This window comes from Pseudomonas reactans, assembly GCF_013387025.1.
GTDB classification, from domain to species: domain Bacteria; phylum Pseudomonadota; class Gammaproteobacteria; order Pseudomonadales; family Pseudomonadaceae; genus Aquipseudomonas; species Aquipseudomonas reactans.
Genome location: NZ_JACAQP010000015.1, coordinates 113374 through 135537, shown reverse-complemented (window position 1 = coordinate 135537; position 22164 = coordinate 113374). Strand labels below are relative to the sequence as shown.

Sequence of the window (22164 nt, the reverse complement as noted above, 5' to 3'; positions counted from 1 at the left end):
AGGCATAGGTAGTGCTTCCGATGCCGAAGGACGTAGTAGGATTGCTGTGTTGATTCCCTGGCGGCGGCAAAAACTGAGTGCAACACCTGACCTTTCCGGTACGGTGCTGCCCCTATGTCTTATACCGAACTCAGCGTTGAAGAGCGCGCCACCATTCAAATCAGTCATGCCCAAGGCTTCAGCCTGCGTAGGATTGCCTGCTTGATCAACCGATCCCCTTCGACCATCAGCCGGGAGCTGCGCCGCAATCGAGATGTCTGTGGCGGCTACTCGGCCCACGCGGCCCAGCAGCAGATGCAGGCTCGCCGCCAGGTGTGTCGACCGAAGCGAAAGCTGTTGCGGGGTGGTGAGCGCTTCGAGTTGGTGGCGCATATGCTCCGTGAGCGTTTGTCTCCCGAGCAGATTGCCGGCAAGCTGCGCAGCATGAACATTCCCAGCCTCAGAGATGCCTACGTCTGTCGCGAGACGATCTATAACGCGATCTATGCCCTGCCGGTCGGTGAACTGCGCAAGGAGCTGATCATCTGCCTGCGGCAAAGCAAGACGACACGCCGACCGCGCTCTGGTGGTGTGGATCGGCGCGGCCAGATTCCCGAGATGGTCAGCATCCATGTGCGCCCACCGGAGATCGAAGACCGGCTAATGCCAGGGCATTGGGAAGGCGACTTGATCAAGGGCAAAGCCAACGCCTCGTGTGTAGGCACGCTGGTGGAGCGAACCAGTGGCTACCTGATGCTGGTGAAGATGAACGACGCGACGGCGACCTCGGCGATGGAAGGCTTCAGTGCAGCGCTCAATGGCATGCCGCTGGCGATGCGCAAGAGCATGACCTACGACCAGGGTCGAGAAATGGCGCGGCATGCTGAAATCACCCAGCAGACTGGGGTGGCGATTTACTTCTGCGACCCGCACAGCCCTTGGCAGCGCGGTAGCAACGAAAACATCAATGGCCTGATCCGCCAGTACCTGCCCAAAGGCACAGACCTGTCGGTACACAGCCAGGAAGAACTGAATGCCATCGCACTGCAACTGAACATGCGTCCGCGTAAGCGCTTCGACTTCAAATGCCCAATCGAAGTTATGGGCGAGGTGATGCAGAAGGCCATGGCTATGCGGCATGATGCTCCAGCTTCAATTCAATGACCGTGTTGCACTCAGCTCCTGCAACCGCCCCTCCTTTAAAGTGGTCCCTCATATCTTGCGGGTGATTTCAGAAATTGGGCCAGAAGTAGAGCGTATTTACGTCGTTGATGACTGCTGTCCAGACGGCTCCGGTTCGCATGTTGAGCAAAATTGCACGGACCCTCGTGTAAGAGTGCTGCGCAATCCTGAAAACCAGGGAGTGGGTGGAGCCATCATGACCGGGTATAGGGCTGCCATTGAGGATGATATGGAGGTCATGGTCAAAATAGACGGTGATGGCCAGATGGATCCTTCGCTTATCATGAATTTCGTGAGTCCGATAATAGAAGGGGGAGCAGACTATACGAAAGGGAATCGGTTCTTTGACTTAGAAGAAATTCAAGCAATGCCGAGAATTCGGTTGTTTGGAAATGCTGTGCTTTCCTTCATGACAAAATTTTCCTCAGGTTATTGGGATGTTTTTGATCCCACCAATGGATATACAGCAATACATCGTGATGTGGCTAGACATTTACCGTTCAACAAAATCAGTCGGCGTTATTTTTTTGAGACGGATATGTTGTTCAGGTTGAATACTTTGCGCGCGGTAGTCGTCGACGTACCAATGCATGCGAAATACGGTGATGAAATCAGCAATTTGAAAGTGTCAAAAATTGTGGGTGAGTTCTTTTTCAAGCATGTCCGAAACTTTGGTAAGAGAATTTTTTATAATTACTATTTAAGAGATCTGTCACTGGCTTCCATTGAATTGCCCATCGGTCTGATTATGCTGGCGGGCGGCTTGGTCTTCGGGGCGACCCATTGGGTTGAGTCGATGTATTCCGGGGTTCCAACACCGGCAGGTACCGTCATGCTTGCGGCATTACCGATCATCTTGGGAATTCAGTTCATCCTGGCATTTCTGGGCCAGGATATTGCATCGGTACCCCGAAGGCCGTTTCATTTGACGAAAATAAAATCAAAATTCAAAAAGCTATAAGTCTGGCAACCTTCCATCAGTCGTAGATTTTTATTTTTATTTTTGTTTAAGTAGGGGAGAAAAAGTCGGTATGCAATTATTGAGTAAGGTACGGTTAAGCGCCCCGGTTGCAGTAGCCAGTGTCATGTTGGTTACGTTGGTGGTATTGGTTTCTCGGTCTGCTGGAATCTATCCTGGAATTATGGGGGATGAATATCTCTTCAGCACGATGTCGAGATTGACCCCGTTATCCATTGTGACCATTCCAAACTATCTCTACTTCTCTATCTACAAGTTTACCAGTGCGTGTGGGGATGGATACCTTGAATGCTCAAGAGTTTTGAATGCCGTATTTTTTGTCGCGTCAGCGCCATTTATATATTTTGTGGCAAGAAAATTTTGTGGTAGTCGGGTTTCACTGCTGATTGTTGTACTTTCCATGATGGGACCTATAAACAGCTATACGGTATATTTTATGCCGGATACGTTGTTCTTTTTATCGTTCTGGGTCTGTGTTTCTTATTTTTTAAGTCTTAGTTCTTTTGCCTTCGCCAAACACTGGCTGTTTTTTGGTTTCTTAATGGGCTTGTCGTCGCTGGTTAAACCGCATGCCCTTTTTATGATTCCTGCTTTTTGTTTGTGTATCCTGATTTTTTCTTATTCCGACAGAGTAAAGAACTGGTTGGTTGTGGGGTTGAAAAACTCGGCCTTGTTTTTAGCCGCGATGTTGATGGTAAAGTTTTCCCTCGGCTATCTGTTGGCGGGGAAGGCCGGGCTGACTATTTTGGGTGGGTTTTACACTTCAACATTCGAGGCGGGCGGTTCTACGCTTCAGCGTTATCTTGACATCGCTTCTCAGGCGCCGATGGTAGCAGGGGGGCATCTGCTTGCGAACAGCTTGATGTTCGGGGTGGCGCTGGCAGTTGTGATAGTGGGTAGTGTCGAAGTATTATCTCGCCGGGAAATTTCAGTCGGTGGAAAAGTTTCATTCTGCACACTGGCTATCCTGCTAAATCTGATCGCTGTTGTTGCTTTGTTCACGGCTTCAGTGGCAGGAAGTAATTCAGCCGAAAGTATCTTTAGGCTGCACATGAGGTATTACAACTTTATGCTGCCGTTGCTTTTTATTGCTGCGGCAGCCCAGCTTTCTCGGGCGCATGATTCATCGCTGAGGTATTTGAGGCTTGCAACGGCGCTGGTGATTGTTTCTGCTATCGCCTACGCGGCAGTTACTCATATGGCTCCTTATATCCTGTCCCACGTGGACGGCCCGGAACTTCATGGCTATGCACGTGGAACTAAAAGTTTTGTCGCACTTGCTGTGCTGTCGGGATTTGCCGTGCTGCTCTGGTACAAGGCTCCCAGGGCGGGGGTCGCTTTTTTTACATTCGCCTATCTGCCTCTATCTGTCGCGGTGATGGCAGTTTTCAACAATGCTGAAGTCAGGCAGCGCATGGTAGTTGATGCCTATGATAAGGCAGGCATGTTTGCCAAAAGCTACGTTCCCGATTTCGAATTGTCGAAATTGATTGTACTTGGCGATAGCATGCCAGCCAAATTTCGTACACTCTTTTATATCGATAATCTGGGTTCGACTATTGATAGTTCGTACGTCTATGCGGCGGGCAAACCATACAGTGTCGCTAATCTGCCGGACGATAAGAAGTGGGTGTTGGCGGTTGGAGATGTTGAGTTTGAAAAGAGTGAATTTGAGGTGTTGAATCTCAATGGGTTCTCTTTGGCCAAAAGGGCAACGGGAGCGTATTCTGTTCTCGATTTTCGTAAAGGGGCGCTTTGGGACCCATCGGTAAAGACCTCCGGACTATCCAGTGCTGAAGCATGGGGGACATGGTCTGACAGCGGGAAGGTGTCCATAACATTTGAGAAACCACTGCCAGAAGTTTTTGATCTGGTTCTCACTGCAAGTGCTTTTGGACCTAATGTTGATCAAGATTTCTATGTTGAGCTCAATGCCCAAAGAACACCGTTTACATTGACGGCCACTAGTGCACCCCATGTAGTCCGTGTGCGCTATTCAGGGAGTAGCAATGTCTTGTCTATAATTGTCCCGTCGCCTTCAACACCCAAACAATTAGGTATAAGCGGGGATGATCGTCCACTTGGGTTGGGAATTGAGCAAGTCGAGATTCGTAAAGCTAATTAATGTATGGGGGTCTCTTTTTGACGCCCTTCGTTGAAGAGGTGGGACTTACGCTTGATAGAGTCTTTATATGAAAAATTTAAACGGGAACGCATTTTTAAGTCTGTGTACTCAAGACCGAAAATCATGTGGTAGTATCGCGATCTTAGATGCGTTTTTTAGAGTGTTTTATTTGGTGATTTGGATTCATGTCTCTGTTTGATATGAATCGCTGCCATTGCCACGGGCTCGAGTTCGCCCGAGCGGAGTGGGCCGTTGCTCTTTGCACCAAAAGATGACCTCAGGAGAATGGGCAGCCATTTTTCCGCCCTGTTATCGCTTTGTGTCAACCGGCTCAGGCATTCCGATCATCGTAACGTCACGTCACTGCGGGAAAAAATTGATGAAGGCACTGAGGGATTTTTTGTCGGATCCATCGCTCAAGACATTGGATGTCGATGGTCCTGAGCGTATGGAGTTGCACGAGAAGGTGCTAGAGAACAAACGGATGCTACGCGAGGTTTTTATCGAGTTTCATCATTCGTTCCATCGCCTCGCGGAGCTCTTCTTCAAGGTCAAGGGCTCCGAGATAGAGCTGGGGGCAGGAATTGCACCTATGCGCAATTCCTACCCGCACGTACTGGCCACTGATGTTGTCTCCAGCGATCGGCTGGATATGGCGCTGAATGCTGAGGCCATGAGCTTGGACGATGATTCGGTCAGGGCATTTTATGGCCAGAACTGTTTTCACCACTTTCCTCACCCCGATCGGTTTTTTACGGAGCTACAGCGCACTTTGAAACCGGGAGGTGGAGCGATTTTAATCGAGCCTTACTATGGTCCTTTTTCGGCATATCTCTATAAGCGCCTGTTCAAGTCCGAGGGCTTCGACATGGACTTTGCGTCATGGGAAACGCCGTCCACGGGCCCGATGAACGGTGCGAATCAGGCCCTCAGCTACATTGTTTTCGTCCGTGACCGCAAGACATTCGAGCTCAAGTACCCTGATCTGGAAATTGTTCATCAGGAGGTGTGCGGCAATTACCCGCGGTACCTGATTTCGGGGGGGCTTAATTTTCGCCAACTGCTCCCAGATTTTCTTATCCCAGTGATTAAAATCGCGGAGAAGGTGCTAAGTCCTTTGAAGCGCATACTTGGGCTTCATCACATTGTGGTCATCAGGAGGAAGTCTTGACCTTCGTCCGTTATGGCACCATTCAAGTGTTAGCCTATGCGCTGGATATGGGCACCTTTTTGCTACTGCTTTGCTTATTCAGTGATCATGCGGTGTTGGCTAATATTGCCGGCAAGGGTGTCGCCGGTGTATTTGCGTTCTTCCTGCACCGGCATTTCACATTCCAGTCCACGGGATCCAGCGGTAAAGTCCAGGCGCTTCGGTATTTCTCTCTACTGGCGATCAACATTCCGGTGGCGTCTGCTTTGTTGGGGATTGGTTTGTTTTTTGTCGATAACCCAACCCCTGTGAAGTTTGCTTCTGATGTGGTCTGTGTGCTCATGACTTACTGGATCAGCAAGCTATTCGTTTTTCGTTCCAAGCAATACGATCCTGCCCCCTCTGATCACATGCAAGGCCAATAGCGATGAAGCTGCTTATTACCGGCGCAACCGGTTACATTGGCTCGCAATTGGCGTCTCTTGCCCGGTCGGAGGGCCATGAAGTCATTGGGGCGACGCGCCAGCCGTGCTCCAAGGCCTACCTGTGGTGCCCTTACGATTTGTCAGAGCCTGTGCCAGTTTTCCCGCCGGGCATCCAGGTGTTTATTCATCTGGCTGCCGATACCTCGACGGGCGCCCAGATCAGCCCGGATGATGAAGTCCGTGCGGCTCAAATGCTTATCCGCAGCGCTTATGAGGCCCAAGCAAGGTTCATCTTCATTTCCAGCCAAACCGCTGATGCTGCGGCCCCCAGCGTTTATGGGCAGACCAAGTGGCGTATAGAGCGTGATGTCCTGGCTGCAGGCGGTGTTGTCGTCCGGCCAGGGCAAGTTTATGGCGGCCCCGAACGGGGCCTCTTCGGAGTGCTGACAACGCTGGTTCGTAGAGTGCCGTTTATTCCCGTATTCGTGCCGGCACCTCGCGTTCAGCCCATCCATGTCGACGACCTTGCCGCCTCCATATTGACCCTGGTTGAGCTGCCGGATATTCGTGGCGACTTATTCAATCTGGGCGCTGTGCAGCCTGTTTCCTTTCATCTTTTTCTGAAAACAATCGCGTCAGATCGCGTCCGTGCCGTTCGCCTTCCAATCCCCGTCCCGGTAGTACTCCTCCGATTGCTGGTGCGGGTACTCGGGCACTCTTTGAGTGCAAAGTTAGGACTTCAGCGCATTTTTTCGCTTATTGAACTGCCTTCAATGGACAGTGCAGACTCCCTCGAGCGATTGGGTAGGGTGTTGCGTCCTATGGCGTATGGGATGCATCGATCTGGCCGGGGGCGTCGGCGTCAGCTTCTTCAGGAAGCGGTTGTGCTCCTGAGCTACTTGCTGAAAAAAGCACCGCATGCAAGCCTGGTTCGTCGGTACGTGAGGGTGCTTGAGCGCGCCGGGAAAAGCAGGCCGGCTGTTGCCTCTTGCCTGTTGAGGCGCTGGCCGATACTGCTGACACTTCTCGACAATCAAACCGTTCTGAAGTCGGCCCGCGGCGAGGGGTTGGCCTGGCGGCTTCAAGTTGCACTCGGCATCGCTGAAGCCAGTCCTCAGGGGGCGCAAGCGTTTCTCGGCACACTGCGCCAGCGTGGCCTCATTGTTACATTGCTTGCATTGGGAGGGACTACGATCAAAGAGTTCGCCTGGATGATGGCGAGTGTTTTGTTACGGCCCTTTGCCTGTCAGTTGTTTCTAGAAAGTGGAAACCCGCGTGAAGCCTGAATTTGATGTGATTATTGTCGGCAGTGGCCCGGCTGGAACTTCGGCTGCCTACCCGTTGGTCAAGGCCGGTCTTAAAGTGCTGATGGTCGATGCCCAGAGCGATCCTGGATCTTTGGCCGCGCCACAGCGTCCGTTTCTCGTTAGCAGGGCGAACGATGAGCAACAGTGGAAGTGGATGATTGGCGAAAACTTTCATGCATTGAATCAGCTGGATGCGGTTTCACCCAAGCTCAAGACGCCCACCCATGCCCATGTCTTTCAAGGCTTCAGCGCAAGCAATCGCATTGAATCCGAAAACTTCATCGGCATCGGTTCCCTGGCAACAGGTGGTTTGTCGAACGCCTGGGGGTGTGGCGTCGCAAGGCTGCCTGCCAGCGAGTTTTCCGAGGCCTGCATTGATTATGTTGAGCTGGAAAAATCCTACGAAACGGTTTCCAGGCGGATAGGTATCAGTGGCCAAGCCAGCGATGATTTGTCGGGCTACTTTGGTTTAGATAACTGGTCACAGCCGCCATTGCCGTTGGATAGGCTACATCAGCGAATGCTTGATAACTACAATCGACACCGAAAGGCATTTCCCGGCCTGGGGTTTCGGCTTGGGCGCTCCAGGGTCGCGGCCCTGAGTGAGCCTCTTGATGGGCGTCAGGCCTGTGACCTGTCAGGGAACTGCTTGTGGAAGTGTCAGAATCAGGCCTTGTACAGCGCTTCGTTGGAACTGCCAAAGCTCAAGCAATACCCTGGGTTTCATCATGTGCAAAACTTTCTGGTGGGTGACTTTCTCCAACAAGACGGCTCCTGGACTGTCACCGATGTTCGCTCTACCCGACGCTTCTCAGGTAAACGACTGCTCCTGGCGGCGGGCACGTTGGCCACGACGAGGCTCGTGCTCAAGCAACTGAATCATTCAGCCCCATTGCCATTGCTGTCATCGCCAACTGCTGCTTTCCTGCTATGGCTACCGAGACTCTTAGGCAGCCCACGGGCGCCAGGGTTTGGCCTTGGCCAACTCTCTTTTGCGCTGGAGTTGAACGCCACTACAACAGCCTTTGGTTCGACCTTCAGCACCACCGGCCTCCCAATGACGGAGTTTGTCAGCCGGGTTCCCATGAGTAAGCGCTCCAGCATTGAGTTGCTGAAAAACCTGCTGAGTTCCTGCCTTGTAGGCAATATATTCCTGCCCGGCAACCTGTCCAGTAACACAGCGGTATTATGTCCGGATGGTTTTCTGAAGATCAGCGGTGGTGTGAAGCCGGAAATACCTGCACTCATGGAAGCAGCCGAATCAACACTGCGTCGAATTTATTGGAAAATGGGCGCAATCCTGATGCCAATGAGCTTCACTGTGGGTAAGCCTGGAGCCGATATTCACTACGCTGGAACGCTCCCTATGCGCTCTAAGCCACGAGTAGGGCAGACGGATAGTTTCGGAGAGGTAGAGGGGTTGTGTGGTGTACATGTGGTTGACGCTGCCTGCCTGCCCACGCTTACTGAGAAGTCCCATACGCTGACCATCATGGCGAATGCGGACCGGATCGCGCGTTCAGTGGTAACGCAACTGCAGCAGGCTTGAAAGCATAAAAACAGGGTCCTTGTAACAATTGAAGCTGATAACAGGTTTGTGAGTATCTCAACGGCAGTCGATACCATCCAAAATGCTGCTGCGACGAACTGTGCAAGTTGTAACCAAGCGGGCCTGAATTATCACTAAGCGCGAAAGGCCATTGTGCTAGCATTCCGGGCTGAATGCGTTCGGAGCCTATTATTCGATTCGCTGTTAAACAATGAGGGATCATGATGTTTTTCAAGACCAAAGCCGCAGCTCTTGGTGCAGACGAAAGCCCTGCTTATACGCTCGATTCATTTCCGCTCCGACCACCGCTTCCTCTTCCCAAGGGAGTATCGAGACAAGAATTGTTCGATTGGTTAAAAACTGTGCGTGTCGCTGATGCTCCCGATTCGATTGCCAGTTACTGTACTCAGGATTTTGAGCGGTTTGTTCATACCTTTGGTTTGGTTCAGCGAGCGACGTCGAGCGCGACTGGCAATTTGACTGGGCTAGAGTTGGGCGGAAATCCTTATTTCACGACAATGTTGTTGAAGCAGTTCACGCCGATTGATTGGCGCCTTGGCAATTATTTTGGTGACCAGATCCCCAAGGGCGATGCCCATCAGCGCGTGTACATGAGCGAGTTTGGGGCGCTGGATAAGAAAACGCATGTCGACCTGACGTACTCGCATTTCAATATCGAAGAAGATGCCTTCCCTTTTGAATCAGGTTCACTCGATATCGTACTGTTTTGTGAAATTATCGAGCATTTGCTAAACGATCCCTGCGCTGTACTCCGGCAGATAAAGCGTGTTCTTCGAGATGACGGAACGCTGGTGTTGACTACGCCTAATGTCAATCGCATCGAGAACGTCGCACGCATGATTGTCGGTGCCAACTTGTACGACCCTTACAGTGGCTATGGACCTTATGGGCGCCATAATCGGGAATACAACAAGCACGAACTCTATAATCTACTAACGTACCTCGGGTTCACTATCGACGAGATTTTCACCGCCGATGTACACGATAATGCTACCGGCTCCTACCTCGATCCGGATAAGTTCGGGCATTTAATAAAATATCGAGAACACGATCTCGGTCAGTATATTTTTATACGGGCCAGGAAGACCGGGGTTGATAAGGGTAAAAAACCCGCGTGGTTGTACAGGTCCTACGATTCGGCCGAGCTTGAGTGAATTTCAACGTCTCGTAATTAATGGGGGGGCTGAGGAGACTGCCCCCACGTTTTCCGTCACTCCAACATCGGATAAACAAACAACCCAAAATGCACCAAATTCACCCCAAAATGCGTCATAACCGCTGCCCCCAACCCACCAAACCGATACGCCAACCCATACCCCACCCCTGCGATGGTTGCCAGTAACGTCCACTGCCAGCCCGCACCCAGGTGCACCAGTCCAAACAGCAACGAGGCCAGCAGCAGCGCTAGGTTGTCGCCATACGACAAATGCTTAAATCGTCGGCTTAGCCCTCCCTGTACGTACCCGCGAAACAACGCCTCTTCCACCAGCGTGACCAACAGTAAGTTGTTCAGTACCCATAACCACGATTGCTCGGGCCATTTTGGGGCCCAGTGAGTGATCCCCAGCAGCACTGCTCCACCGAGCGCAACAACGGCAGTCAAGGTCAGTGCCAGGGCGGCCACGCAGATCGACAAACGCAACGAGCGTCGTGCCACAATCCACGGGCAGGCCAGCAGCAGCCAGAAGCCAATCAGCGGTTTGTCCTGATTCAGGTACATCGAGAACGGCACGGCGTCAGGGGTAAATCGCTGAGGATCAATCCCGCGGCCGTTGTAGAAACCCGGCAACCAGTGCATCGCCAGGCTCAGGGCCAAGACGATAAACAACCCGTGGCCGAGGTAGCGCGCCCAGGGTGTGCGTTGCTGGCGTACGGCGTAACCGGCGATCAGCAGCAGTGCGACGGACACGCCCGCCAGCACCCCCAGTTGCCCGTAGATCAAGGCCAGCAGATAGCCGATGGAAAGGAGCGCCAGGTACAGCCAGGGCAATGCGATCATGAGGAGTCCTTGGAAAAATCTGGGCGGTATTATAGCGACCCGTCCGGTAGGGCCCACATGAAAACGCCTCCATTCAGGGTGATTGCAAAACCTGTCACCGGCTGGTTATAGTCCAAGCCTCTTCATCCCCTCACACAAGATCAACCCATGCCAGCTTCTCTGCGCACAGCGGTAGTCGATTCAGCGGTCAACGCTGCGGTCGTGCCGTGCGCGAACAAGCAGCCTGCACAGATCAGTCACTACCCCCCACCTGTCAGTAGCACGCCGGTGTACGCAGTCGTATCACCGCCGGGTGTTGGCATTTCGGGCTGATCAGCGAGTCGCTGGTTTCCCTCTGCCTGCCCCAAAAAATCTACTGAATTTCAGCAAACGCTGAGTCGGCTTTTTTGCCTGATGACAGGTGGTATCCATGTCTGTTCTTTCGAAACAATCCGTGGCCGCGGCGGCCTCGACGAGCCTGTTTGTCCTGCTGTGGAGCAGCGGGGCGATCTTCTCCAAATGGGGCCTGGCTCACGCCTCACCCTTCGCGTTTCTGTTGATTCGCTTTGCCATCGCTCTCGCGGGCCTGGCAGTGCTCATTCCCATCCTCAAATTAAAACTGCCGCGTCCCGGCAAGCCCATGCTGTATGCAGCGGCAACCGGGCTGGTGCTGTTGGGGGCCTATCAGATTTTCTACCTGTTGGCCTTGGACCTGAAAGTCACTCCCGGCGTGATGGCCACCATCATGGGCGTGCAGCCGATCCTTACCGTGGTGTTGATGGAGCGCCAGCGTTCGTTGAGCCGTCTTTTTGGCCTGGCGCTGGGGTTGGCGGGGCTGATCATGGTGGTTTACCAGGGTATCGGCTTGTCCGGCATGTCGTTGGCAGGGATGCTCTTCGGGTTATTGGCCCTAGCCAGCATGACCTTCGGCTCGATCATGCAGAAGCGCATCACCGACAACCCCCTGGGCACGTTGCCGGTGCAGTACCTGGCGGGGTTGCTGCTGTGTTCGGTATTCGTGCCGTTCCAACCGTTCCACTTCGAACACGGCAGCGGTTTCTACCTGCCGGTGCTGTGGATGGGGCTGGTGGTGTCGTTGCTGGCCACCCTGTTGCTGTACCGCCTGATCGCCCGAGGTAACCTGGTGAATGTCACCAGTCTGTTTTACCTGGTGCCGGCGGTGACGGCGGTGATGGATTACCTGATCTTCGGCAACAGGCTCGCGATGTTGAGCCTGATGGGAATGGGGTTGATCATCATCGGCCTGGTTTTCGTCTTCCGTAAGACCTGACACAACCGCACCCTGTAGGAGCCCGGCTTGCCGGCGATGGCGTTTAGAAGATCGCCATCGCCCGCAAGCGGGCTCCTACAGGATTCTTTTCGGCCGCAACACCAACCACAACGCCCCTGCAATCAACACCCCGCCATACAGGTGCGCCATCGATAACGGCTCATCCAGCAGCAGCGCACCCCACAGCACGCCGAACGGCGGGATCATGAAGGTCACGGTCATCGACTTCACCGGCCCGATGGACGTCAGCAACCGGAAGTAAAGAATGTAGGCAAACGCCGTACACACCAGCCCCAACCCCAGCAACGACAACCACACCTGCCACCCACCCCAACTCGCAGGCGGCTGGCTGATCGCGCTGTAGGCGAAGAACGGCAACAGAAATAACGTCGCGCCGAGCATGCTGCCCAACGCAGAGAGGCGACTGTCCAAACCACCGCGCTGATCCAACCAGCGCCGCGCCAGGAACCCGGCAAAGCCATAACAGGTGGTCGCCAGCAAACAGGCCAGCGCACCCATCAACAATTCCAGGTCAAACGCCACCGGCCCGGCGCGGGTCAGTACACCCACACCGAACAAGCCCAGGCACACGCCGGCAATTTTTGACGGCGTCAGGCGCTCGCTGAAAAACAGCCCGCCGATCAACACACCCATCAACGGCGTGGTGGCGTTGAAGATCGCTGAGTAACCCGCCGGCAACACCTGGGCCGCCACTGAGTACATGGTCGCCGGGATCCCGGAGTTGATGACCCCCAATAGCAACACCGTCTTGAACTTGCCCTGGAAATCCCAGCTCACGCGCATCATCGCCAAAATCACCAGCAACCCGGCGGCGGCGATCGACACGCGGAAAAACGCCGTCGGCACGGTGCCGATCTGGGGCGCGATGATGCGCATGAACAGGAAACTCGCCCCCCAAATGGCGGCGAGTCCCAATAAATACAGGCTGTCGACAGGTCTCACACAACACTCCTACCTCAATAAGCCCGCGAGTGTTGCATGACATTTCCAATGATTACAGGACAAACCGCGTCACCAGCCCATTCAGGTCCACCGCCAGGCGCGACAGTTCCTGGCTGGCCGCCGACGTCTGGGTGGCGCCAGCAGCGGTTTGGGTGGACAGGTCGCGAATGTTCACCAGGCTGCGGTCCACGTCGCGTGCTACCAGTGCCTGCTGCTCGGCGGCGCTGGCGATCACCAGGTTGCGCTGGCTGATCTGCGAGATGGCCGCGGTGATTTTCTCCAGGGCACTGCCGGCGCTGTTGGCGCGTTGCAGGGTCTGGCCGGCATGTTCGGCGCTGCTGTTCAGGGCTTCGACCGTGTCTTGGGTGCCCTGCTGGATACCGGTGATCATCTGCTCGATTTCTTCGGTGGAGTCCTGGGTGCGCTGCGCCAGGGAGCGCACTTCATCGGCCACTACCGCAAAACCACGCCCGGCCTCGCCCGCGCGGGCCGCTTCAATGGCGGCGTTGAGCGCCAGCAGGTTGGTCTGCCCGGCGATGCCACGGATCACCTCCAGCACCTTGCTGATGTCCTGGGCCTGTACGGCCAGGCCTTCGGCCTTGTTCGACGCGCCGAGCACCTCGTCCACCAGGTTCTGGATCGAGCTGATGGTTTCGCTGATCTGGTAGTGGCCGTGCTTGCTGTCCTCGTCGGAGGCCTGGGACGCTTCGGCGCTGGACACCGCATTGCCCGCTACTTCATCCACCGCCGCGCTCATTTCGGTCACGGCGGTGGCGGCCTGTTCGATCTCGTCGTTCTGCGCTTGCAGGCCACGGGTGCTTTGTTCCATCACCGAACTCATCTCTTCGGCCGCAGAAGCCAGTTGCTGCGCCGACTCGCTGATGCCACGGATGGTGCCTTGCAACTGCGCCTGCATGGTGGCCAGGGCCGTGAGCAATTGAGCCGGTTCGTCCTTGCCGCTGACCGCGATCGGCTGGCTCAAGTCGCCACCGGCGATGGTGCGGGCCACGATCAGGGCCTGGCCGAGGGGGGCGGTGATGCTGCGGGTCAGTAGCCAGGCCAGCAGCAAGGTGGCAATCAGCGCGAACACAATGATCGAACCGACAATCCACTGCGCGCTGGTATAGGTCTGTGCGGCGGAGTCAACAGCGGTTTCCACACCGCTCTGGTTGAAGGTGATCATGTCCTCCAGGCTTTTGTTGAGGATCACGCCTTGTGGTGCGAGGCGGCTGTTGAGCAGGTCGATGGCGTCCTGTTGCTGGTCCTTGTCCACCAGGGCAACGATCTGTCCGACGAGGGTCAGGTAGGCATTCACGTTGCCTTCGAGTTGCTTGAGCATCTCGCGTTCTTCATCGCCGCTGAGCAGGGTTTTGTGATGGTCCAGCAAGGTTTGCAGCTCGGTGCGTTGGCGGGTGATCAGGGCCTTGCTGTTGTCGCGTATCCGCGATTCGTCGGTGGTCGCCAGGCGCAACGCCTCCAGGCGGATGCTGGCCACGAAGGCCGCGCTGTCGTGGATGTTCTCGATACTCGGCATCCACGATTCTTCGATAACCAGTGCGCTCTGCCGCAACTTGGCCATCTGGCCCAGCCCAAACATCCCGACGATCACCAGCAAGCTGGCCAAAACCCCAAAACTCAGACTGGCACGCAGACCGATCCTCATGTTCCTCAATGACATCTCAATGCTCCTTGGGCGATTAGAACCTGTTCCCGGATCGGTCTTTGGACCTTGTTAGGGTGGGAGAGGGCGCGCTATATATCAAAGTGCCATCAGCGTGGTAATCAGGGTTTCCCTTAGTTGGATCCAAAGCCCTGTGCGATGATCGCCGCCGGAGCTGCGCGCGGTTTTCCGGCTTCAACCTGCCAAGCCCCGCCATTGAAGGCGTGCGGGTAAAACGCAGCGAGACTTCAGGGTGCGTTTATTGACCGAATGGTCGAATTAAAAAAATTGAAAATAAATGTACGAAATGAACGAAGTTGTACAAGGCAGTGCAAGAAATGACCCTTCTCCTGCTCTCGTACACTGGCTAAGCTCAGGGCTTCCAGATGCCCGTAGAGGTTTCCCGCATGTCGCAATCCGCCCTCGCTGTCGCCCAGATGATCCTCGATGGTTTCGATGATTACCGTGAGCACTTCCGCCAGATCACTGACGGCGCCCGTGAGCGTTTCGAAAAGGCCCAGTGGCAGCAGGGGCAGGCGGCATCGGCGGCGCGGATCAACCTCTATGAAGAAAAGGTCAGTGAAGTGATTGCGCGTTTGCGCAGTAGCTTTGATGACGGAGCATTACTCGATGTTGACCAGTGGCCCGTGGTGAAAAGCGCCTACATCGGTCTGATCGACCTGCGTTTCGATGATGAACTCTCCGAGACCTGGTACAACTCGATCTTCTGCGGGCTGTTCAGCCACGACCTGATCAGCGACGGCTGCATGTTCATCCACACCACCCGACCCAGCCTGCGCCGGGCGCGGGCCGCGCAGACGCGTACCTACACCCCCGCCGGGAAAATCCCGGAGATGCTCGCGCAGGTCTTTGCCGACTACCGTTTCAGCGAGCCTTACGCCGACCTGGCCGGCGACCTGCGCCGCCTCGAGACCCAACTGCGGGAAAACCTACCGGACTGGGTGTGCAAGGACCCGGACCTCAAGGTCGAGCTGTTTTCCTCGGTGCTCTACCGCAATAAAGGCGCCTACCTTGTAGGGCGTATCTACACCCGCGACGAACAATGGCCACTGGTGATCCCACTGCTGCACCGTGAAGGGCAGGGCATCCAGATCGACGCACTGATCACCGACGAAGCCGACGTGTCGATCATCTTCTCGTTCACCCGTTCCTACTTCATGGTGGATGTGCCGGTGCCGGCGGAATTTGTCGGTTTTCTCAAGCGCATCCTGCCGGGCAAGCACATCGCTGAGCTGTATACCTCGATCGGTTTCTACAAGCACGGCAAGTCAGAGTTCTACCGGGCCTTGATCAACCACCTGGCGACCACCGACGATCAATTCATCATGGCTCCCGGCGTGCGCGGGATGGTCATGAGTGTATTCACGCTGCCGGGTTTCAATACGGTGTTCAAAATTATCAAGGACCGCTTTTCGCCGTCGAAAAACGTCAACCGCGCCACGGTGATCGAGAAGTACCGCCTGGTCAAAAGTGTCGACCGGGTCGGGCGCATGGCCGACACCCAGGAGTTCGCTGACTTCCGTTTTCCCTTGAGCAAGTTCGAGCCCGAATGCCTCGCCGAATTGCTGGAAGTCGCCGCTGGCACCGTCGAAGTCGAAGGCGACACGGTGTTGATCCGCCACTGCTGGACCGAACGGCGCATGACCCCGCTCAACCTCTACCTCGACAACGCCAACCCCGCCCAGGTGCGTGAAGCCTTGGAAGACTACGGCCTGGCGATCAAACAACTGGCGGCGGCCAACATCTTTCCTGGCGATATGCTGCTGAAAAACTTCGGCGTCACTCGCCACGGTCGCGTGGTGTTCTACGACTACGACGAAATCTGCTTTCTCACCGAAGCCAACTTTCGTCACATTCCGGCGCCGCGTACCCCCGAGGATGAGATGGCTTCCGAGCCCTGGTACTCCATCGGCCCGCTGGATGTTTTCCCCGAGGAGTTCCCGCCGTTTCTGTTCGCCGACGCCGGCCAGCGCAAGCTGTTCGATGAACTGCATGGCGAGTTGTACAACGCCGATTACTGGAAAGGCCTTCAGGAGGCGATCCGCGCGGGCAAGGTCATTGATGTGTTCCCGTACCGACGCAAGGACCGCGATAACGAATGAGGGGGCACGCTTATGGGTGGTTTTCTGCGACAATCCGCCCCCTGCATATATAGACGACCCTTGCGTACCTGATGACTGACCAAGCGCCCACTATCGACCAACTGCTCAAGACCCTCGATCACGCCATGCTCGCCGACCGCCACCGCTTGCGGCGGCAATTGCTTGAGTTGCGCAAGAAGCCTGACGAGGAAAAGCTGGCGCAGTGGGTCGCGCGCATGCAGGCGTCCTGCGCCCAGGTCACGGCGCGGCGTGCCAGCCTGCCGGTGATCCGTTATGACGACAGCCTGCCGATTGCGGCCAAGCGTGATGAGATCAAAGCCGCGCTGAACAAGCACCAGGTGCTGATCATTGCCGGTGAGACCGGCTCGGGTAAGACCACCCAGTTGCCGAAGATCTGCCTGGAAATCGGTCGTGGCCAATTCGGTCTGATCGGCCACACCCAACCACGCCGGATCGCCGCGCGCAGCGTCGCCAGCCGGGTGGCGGAAGAGTTGGCCACGCCTTTGGGCGCGCTGGTTGGCTATCAGGTGCGTTTTGAAGACCAGAGCGATTCCAACACCCTGATCAAGCTGATGACCGACGGTATCCTGCTGGCGGAAACCCAGAACGATCGCTACCTGGAACGCTACGACACGATCATCGTCGACGAAGCCCACGAACGTAGCCTGAACATCGACTTCCTGTTGGGCTACCTGAAAACCCTGCTGCCGCGTCGTCCGGACCTGAAAGTCATCATCACTTCGGCAACCATCGACCTGGAGCGTTTTTCCAAGCATTTCGATGACGCGCCGATTGTCGAAGTCTCGGGCCGTACTTTCCCGGTGGACACCTGGTATCGCCCGTTGACCCTGGAGCAGGACGAGGAGGGCAATCGCGTCGAGGACGACTTGACCGTTGACCAGGCGATCCTCGCCACCCTCGATGAAATCGCCGCCTACGAGCGCAGCGAGCGCCGCAGCCCTGGTGATGTGCTGGTGTTCCTGCCGGGCGAGCGCGAAATTCGCGATGCCGCCGACATGCTGCGCAAGGCCCAGCTCAAGCACACCGAGATCCTGCCGCTGTATGCGCGCCTGTCGCCGGCCGAACAGCAGCGCATCTTCCAGTCCCATCCGGGTCGGCGCGTGGTGTTGGCGACCAACGTCGCAGAAACCTCGCTGACCGTGCCGGGCATTCGTTATGTGATCGACAGCGGCACCGCGCGCATCAGCCGCTACAGCTACCGCGCCAAGGTGCAGCGCCTTCCGATCGAGGCGATTTCACAGGCCAGCGCCAACCAGCGTAAGGGCCGTTGCGGCCGGGTCGAGCCGGGTATCTGCGTTCGGTTATACAGCGAAGAGGATTTTATCGGGCGTCCGGAATTTACCGACCCGGAGATCCTGCGCACCAACCTCGCCGCCGTGATCCTGCAGATGCTGCACCTGCGCCTTGGCGAGATCACCGATTTCCCGTTTATCGAGCCGCCGGACGGCAAGGCCATTAGCGACGGTTTCAACCTGCTGCAAGAGCTGTCGGCGGTAGACCGCAACAGCCAGCTCACGCCATTGGGCCGTCAGTTGGCGCGTCTGCCGGTGGACCCGCGCATGGGCCGCATGTTGCTGGAGGCCGCCAAGCTCGGCAGCCTGCAGGAAGTGCTGATTGTCGCCAGCGCCATGTCGATTCAGGACCCGCGCGAGCGTCCGCCGGAGCGCCAGCAAGCGGCCGATCAGGCGCATGCACAGTGGAAAGATCCGGATTCTGACTTCGCTGGGTTGGTCAACTTGTGGCGCGGTTTCGAAGAGCAGCGCCAGGAACTGACGGCCAGCCCGCTGCGCAACTGGTGCCGCAAGAACTTCCTCAACTACCTGCGTTTGCGCGAGTGGCGCGACTCCCATCGCCAGCTGAGCCTGATCTGCCGTGACATGCAGTTGACCGTCAATAAAGAGCCGGCGGATTTCCCGAAACTGCACAAGGCGGTGTTGTCCGGTTTGCTCAGCCAGATCGGCCAGAAAACCGAAGACGGCGATTACCTCGGCGCACGCCAGCGCCGCTTCTGGATCCACCCGTCGTCGGGCATCGGCAAGAAGCGCCCGCAATGGCTGATGACCGCCGAACTGGTGGAAACCACCAAGCTGTATGCGCGCATGGTCGCCAAGATCGACGCCGACTGGATCGAGCCGCTGGCTGGGCACCTGATCAAGAAAAACCACTTCGAACCCCATTGGGAGAAGAAGCGCGGACAGGTCGTGGCCTTTGAGCAGATCACCCTGTTCGGGCTGATTGTGGTCGGGCGCAGGCCGGTGCATTACGGGCCGATTGACCCGGTGGTGTCGCGCGAGTTGTTTATCCGCGAAGGCCTGGTGCGTGGCGAGATCCAGTCGCGGGCCAAGTGCCTCACTGCCAACCAGCAACTGCTGGAACAGCTCGACGAACTGGAAGCCAAGGCGCGCCGCCGTGACATCCTGGCGGACGAAGAAACCCTGTTCGCCTTCTACGATGCGCGCTTGCCGGCGGAGATCCACCAGACCGCGACCTTCGACAGTTGGTACAAGATCAACAGCCAGAAAGACCCGCAACTGCTGATCATGCGCGAAGAAGACGTGCTGGCCCGTGAAGCCAGTGAAGTCACCGCCGCGCATTATCCGGACACCCTGCACCTGGGCGACCTGGAACTGGCCTTGAGTTACCACTTCGAACCCAACCACCCGCGCGACGGTGTGACCCTGCGCGTGCCGGCACCGCTGCTACCGGCGTTGCCGCCGGAGCGTCTGGAGTGGCTGGTGCCGGGGGTGATCGAAGCCAAGTGCATCGCCCTGGTGCGTAACCTGCCCAAGGCATTGCGCAAGAACTTCGTGCCGGTGCCGGACTTCGTCAAGGCCGCGCTGCAACGCATCGAGTTTGGCCAGGGCTCGTTGCCTCAGGCGCTGGGCCGCGAATTGCTGCGCATGACCGGGGCGCGGGTCAGCGATGAAGCCTGGGCTGAAGCCGCGCAGCAGGTGGAAAGCCACCTGAAGATGAACCTGGAAGTGGTCGATGGCCAGGGCAAGTTCCTCGGCGAAGGCCGCGACCTGGCCGAACTGACGGCGCGTTTTGCCGAGGCCAGCCAGGCCGCGCTGGCCGTGCCGCAAACCGCAAAAAGCCAGCAGCCGGTGGAAGCCAAGGTGTTTGCGGCGGTGGCGGAAAAGACTCAACAGAAGATCGCCGGGCTGTCGATGACGGTGTATCCGGCGTTGGTGGAGGAAAACGGCACGGTCAAGGAAGGACGCTTCTCCACGGCCGCCGAGGCGGAGTTCCAGCATCGCCGCGCCTTGCAGCGTTTGCTGATGCAACAACTGGCAGAACCGGCGAAATTCCTGCGCGGCAAATTGCCGGGCCTGACCGAACTGGGTCTGATGTACCGCGAATTGGGCCGCATCGACGCGTTGGTGGAAGACATCCTGTTGGCCAGCCTCGACACCTGTGTACTCGAAGGCGAAGCCAACCTGCCGCGTGATGGCGCAGGCCTGGCCGCTTTGGCCGAGCGCAAGCGCGGCAGTTGGACCGAACACGCCGAGCGCCTGGCGCGCCTGACCCTGGATGTGCTGAAACTGTGGCACGGCCTGCAGAAACGCTTCAAAGGCAAGATCGACCTCGCCCAGGCCGTGGCCCTGAACGACATCAAGCAGCAGCTGAGTAACTTGGTGTACCCAGGTTTCGTGCGGGAAACCCCGGCGCAGTGGTTCAAGGAGTTGCCGCGTTACCTCAAGGCCATCGAGTTGCGCCTGGAGAAACTGCCGAGTCAGGTGCAAAAGGATCGGGTGTGGAGCGGCGAACTGGCCGGCTTGTGGACGCAGTACGAGAACCGTCTGAAAAAGCATGCCCAGGAAGGCAAGCGCGACCCTCAGCTGGAACTCTATCGCTGGTGGTTGGAGGAATATCGCGTGTCGTTGTTTGGCCAGCAACTGGGTACCAAAGTGCCGATTTCCGACAAGCGCTTGAGCAAGCAATGGAGCCTGGTAGAAGCCTGAAGACCTGCCTCCCCTGTAGGAGCGAGCTTGCTCGCGAAAAACGTCAACGATAACGCGGGCAGTCTGGACGACCGCGGCGTCCTTGAGTTCTTCGCGAGCAAGCTCGCTCCTACAAGGGAAGCCGGAGGGTGTTTATCTGGCATATGGCGCCAAATCCCAGGGTTTGTGGCAAACTTCGCGCCTATAAATGCCGGGATCGTCGTGAAGGGCTGCGACGCGAAGGAATAAAGCGATGCCAGTTTGATGTCCGCTGGGCGGGATCGAACTACTTACAGTTTGGTACGACGGTACCAATATCTTCTGCCTGACAGATTTAGAGGAACGACCGTGCATAACGTCGTCATCAGCGGCACTGGCCTGTACACCCCGGCCAACAGCATCTCCAACGAAGAGCTGGTGCAGTCTTTCAATGCCTACGTGCATCAGTTCAACAGCGATAACGCCGCCGCCATCGAGCGCGGTGATGTGCAACCGCTGACCGAATCCAGCGCAGCCTTCATCGAAAAAGCCTCGGGCATCAAGAGCCGCTTCGTGATGGACAAGGATGGCATTCTTGACCCGCAGCGCATGGCCCCACGCCTGCCCGAGCGCAGCAACGACGAATGGTCAGTGCTCTGCCAGATGGCCGTCGGCGCTGCCGAACAGGCCCTGCAACGCGCTGGCAAAACCGCTGCCGACATCGACGGCGTGATCGTCGCGTGCTCCAACCTGCAGCGTGCCTACCCGGCCATCGCTATTGAAGTCCAGGAAGCGCTGGGTATCGAAGGGTTTGGTTTTGACATGAACGTGGCGTGTTCCTCGGCCACCTTCGGCATCCAGAACGCCGCCAACAGCATCCAACTGGGCCAGGCGCGGGCGATTTTGATGGTCAATCCGGAAGTCTGCACCGGCCACCTGAATTTCCGCGACCGTGACAGCCACTTCATCTTTGGTGACGCGGCCACTGCCGTGATCCTGGAGCGCGCTGACCTGGCGACCTCCGAGCACCAGTTCGATGTGGTGAGCACCAAGCTGCTGACCAAGTTCTCGAATAACATCCGCAACAATTTTGGCTTCCTCAACCGCACGGCGGAAGAAGGCATCGGCGCGCCCGACAAGCTGTTCGTACAGGAAGGCCGCAAGGTATTTCGCGATGTTTGCCCGATGGTGGCCGAGCTGATCGGCGTGCATTTGCAAGAAAACCAGCTGAACGTGGCCGATGTGAAGCGCTTCTGGCTGCACCAGGCCAACCTGAGCATGAACCACCTGATCGTGAAGAAACTGCTGGGCCGTGAAGCCTCGGTGGAAGAAGCGCCAGTGATCCTCGATACTTACGCCAATACCAGTTCGGCGGGCTCGGTGATTGCGTTCCACAAATACCAGGACGATTTGCCCAAGGGCTCCGTGGCGGTACTCAGCTCGTTTGGCGCGGGCTATTCGATCGGCAGCGTGATCCTGCGCAAACGCTAA

At 56.6% G+C, this 22164-nt stretch carries 15 protein-coding genes; 12 read left to right on the top strand and 3 right to left on the bottom strand.

Going from position 1 to position 22164, the window contains the following annotated elements; genetic code table 11:
* Nucleotides 1-114: 114 nt before the first annotated feature.
* The 8 genes from HX793_RS18520 to HX793_RS18485 all read left to right on the top strand — a co-directional run bounded on the left by HX793_RS18520 (nt 115) and on the right by HX793_RS18485 (nt 9871).
* The gene (locus HX793_RS18520; RefSeq protein ID WP_095016300.1) at nt 115-1143 is read left to right on the top strand and encodes an IS30-like element ISUnCu4 family transposase; all 1029 of its coding nucleotides are present in this window, start codon (nt 115-117) and stop codon (nt 1141-1143) included.
* Nucleotides 1118-2122 (top strand): glycosyltransferase family 2 protein, encoded by a 1005-nt coding sequence (locus HX793_RS18515; protein WP_256733886.1) that lies wholly within the window; start codon nt 1118-1120, stop codon nt 2120-2122. Before HX793_RS18520 ends, HX793_RS18515 begins: the two co-directional genes overlap by 26 nt.
* A gap of 70 nt (nt 2123-2192) precedes the next feature.
* Nucleotides 2193-4265, top strand: a complete 2073-nt coding sequence (locus HX793_RS18510) for an ArnT family glycosyltransferase (RefSeq protein ID WP_177094478.1) — start codon at nt 2193-2195, stop codon at nt 4263-4265.
* Between the two features lie 379 nt (nt 4266-4644).
* Nucleotides 4645-5436 carry a class I SAM-dependent methyltransferase gene (locus tag HX793_RS18505; RefSeq protein ID WP_256348310.1) on the top strand — a complete coding sequence of 264 codons (792 nt, stop codon included), beginning with the start codon at nt 4645-4647 and terminating at the stop codon, nt 5434-5436.
* Nucleotides 5433-5840, top strand: a complete 408-nt coding sequence (locus HX793_RS18500; protein WP_177052449.1) for a GtrA family protein — start codon at nt 5433-5435, stop codon at nt 5838-5840. Before HX793_RS18505 ends, HX793_RS18500 begins: the two co-directional genes overlap by 4 nt.
* Before the next feature lie 2 nt (nt 5841-5842).
* Entirely contained in the window at nt 5843-7126 is a 1284-nt protein-coding gene (locus HX793_RS18495; protein WP_177052450.1) for an NAD-dependent epimerase/dehydratase family protein, read from the top strand.
* Nucleotides 7116-8696 carry a GMC oxidoreductase gene (locus HX793_RS31575; RefSeq protein ID WP_177052451.1) on the top strand — a complete coding sequence of 527 codons (1581 nt, stop codon included), beginning with the start codon at nt 7116-7118 and terminating at the stop codon, nt 8694-8696. The genes HX793_RS18495 and HX793_RS31575 overlap by 11 nt, the downstream gene beginning before the upstream one ends.
* A gap of 221 nt (nt 8697-8917) precedes the next feature.
* Nucleotides 8918-9871, top strand: coding sequence for a class I SAM-dependent methyltransferase (locus HX793_RS18485; protein WP_177052452.1), 954 nt, complete (start codon nt 8918-8920; stop codon nt 9869-9871).
* A gap of 56 nt (nt 9872-9927) precedes the next feature.
* On the opposite strand, the gene HX793_RS18480 is transcribed toward HX793_RS18485, so the two are convergent.
* Entirely contained in the window at nt 9928-10716 is a 789-nt protein-coding gene (locus tag HX793_RS18480) for a CPBP family intramembrane glutamic endopeptidase (RefSeq protein WP_177052453.1), read from the bottom strand.
* Nucleotides 10717-11125: 409 nt separating this feature from the next.
* Here HX793_RS18480 and HX793_RS18475 point away from each other — a divergent pair, with 409 nt between their 5' ends.
* Nucleotides 11126-11986 (top strand): DMT family transporter, encoded by an 861-nt coding sequence (locus HX793_RS18475; RefSeq protein ID WP_177059430.1) that lies wholly within the window; start codon nt 11126-11128, stop codon nt 11984-11986.
* A gap of 75 nt (nt 11987-12061) precedes the next feature.
* On the opposite strand, the gene HX793_RS18470 is transcribed toward HX793_RS18475, so the two are convergent.
* Together HX793_RS18470 and HX793_RS18465 are read right to left on the bottom strand one after the other, a co-directional pair.
* A complete protein-coding gene (locus HX793_RS18470; protein WP_177059431.1) occupies nt 12062-12949 on the bottom strand; it encodes a DMT family transporter in 888 nt (295 codons plus the stop codon).
* A 52-nt stretch (nt 12950-13001) separates the two neighbouring features.
* Entirely contained in the window at nt 13002-14612 is a 1611-nt protein-coding gene (locus tag HX793_RS18465) for a methyl-accepting chemotaxis protein (protein ID WP_438810852.1), read from the bottom strand.
* A gap of 404 nt (nt 14613-15016) precedes the next feature.
* On the opposite strand from HX793_RS18465, the gene aceK reads away from it, so the two are divergent.
* From aceK to HX793_RS18450, 3 genes are all read left to right on the top strand, one after another.
* On the top strand, nt 15017-16732 hold the full coding sequence (aceK, locus tag HX793_RS18460) for a bifunctional isocitrate dehydrogenase kinase/phosphatase (protein ID WP_177059433.1): 1716 nt from the start codon (nt 15017-15019) through the stop codon (nt 16730-16732).
* A 71-nt stretch (nt 16733-16803) separates the two neighbouring features.
* Nucleotides 16804-20715, top strand: a complete 3912-nt coding sequence (gene hrpA, locus HX793_RS18455; RefSeq protein WP_177094476.1) for an ATP-dependent RNA helicase HrpA — start codon at nt 16804-16806, stop codon at nt 20713-20715.
* A gap of 327 nt (nt 20716-21042) precedes the next feature.
* Nucleotides 21043-22164: a beta-ketoacyl-ACP synthase III gene (locus tag HX793_RS18450; RefSeq protein WP_177094475.1), complete on the top strand. Its 1122-nt coding sequence runs from the start codon at nt 21043-21045 to the stop codon at nt 22162-22164.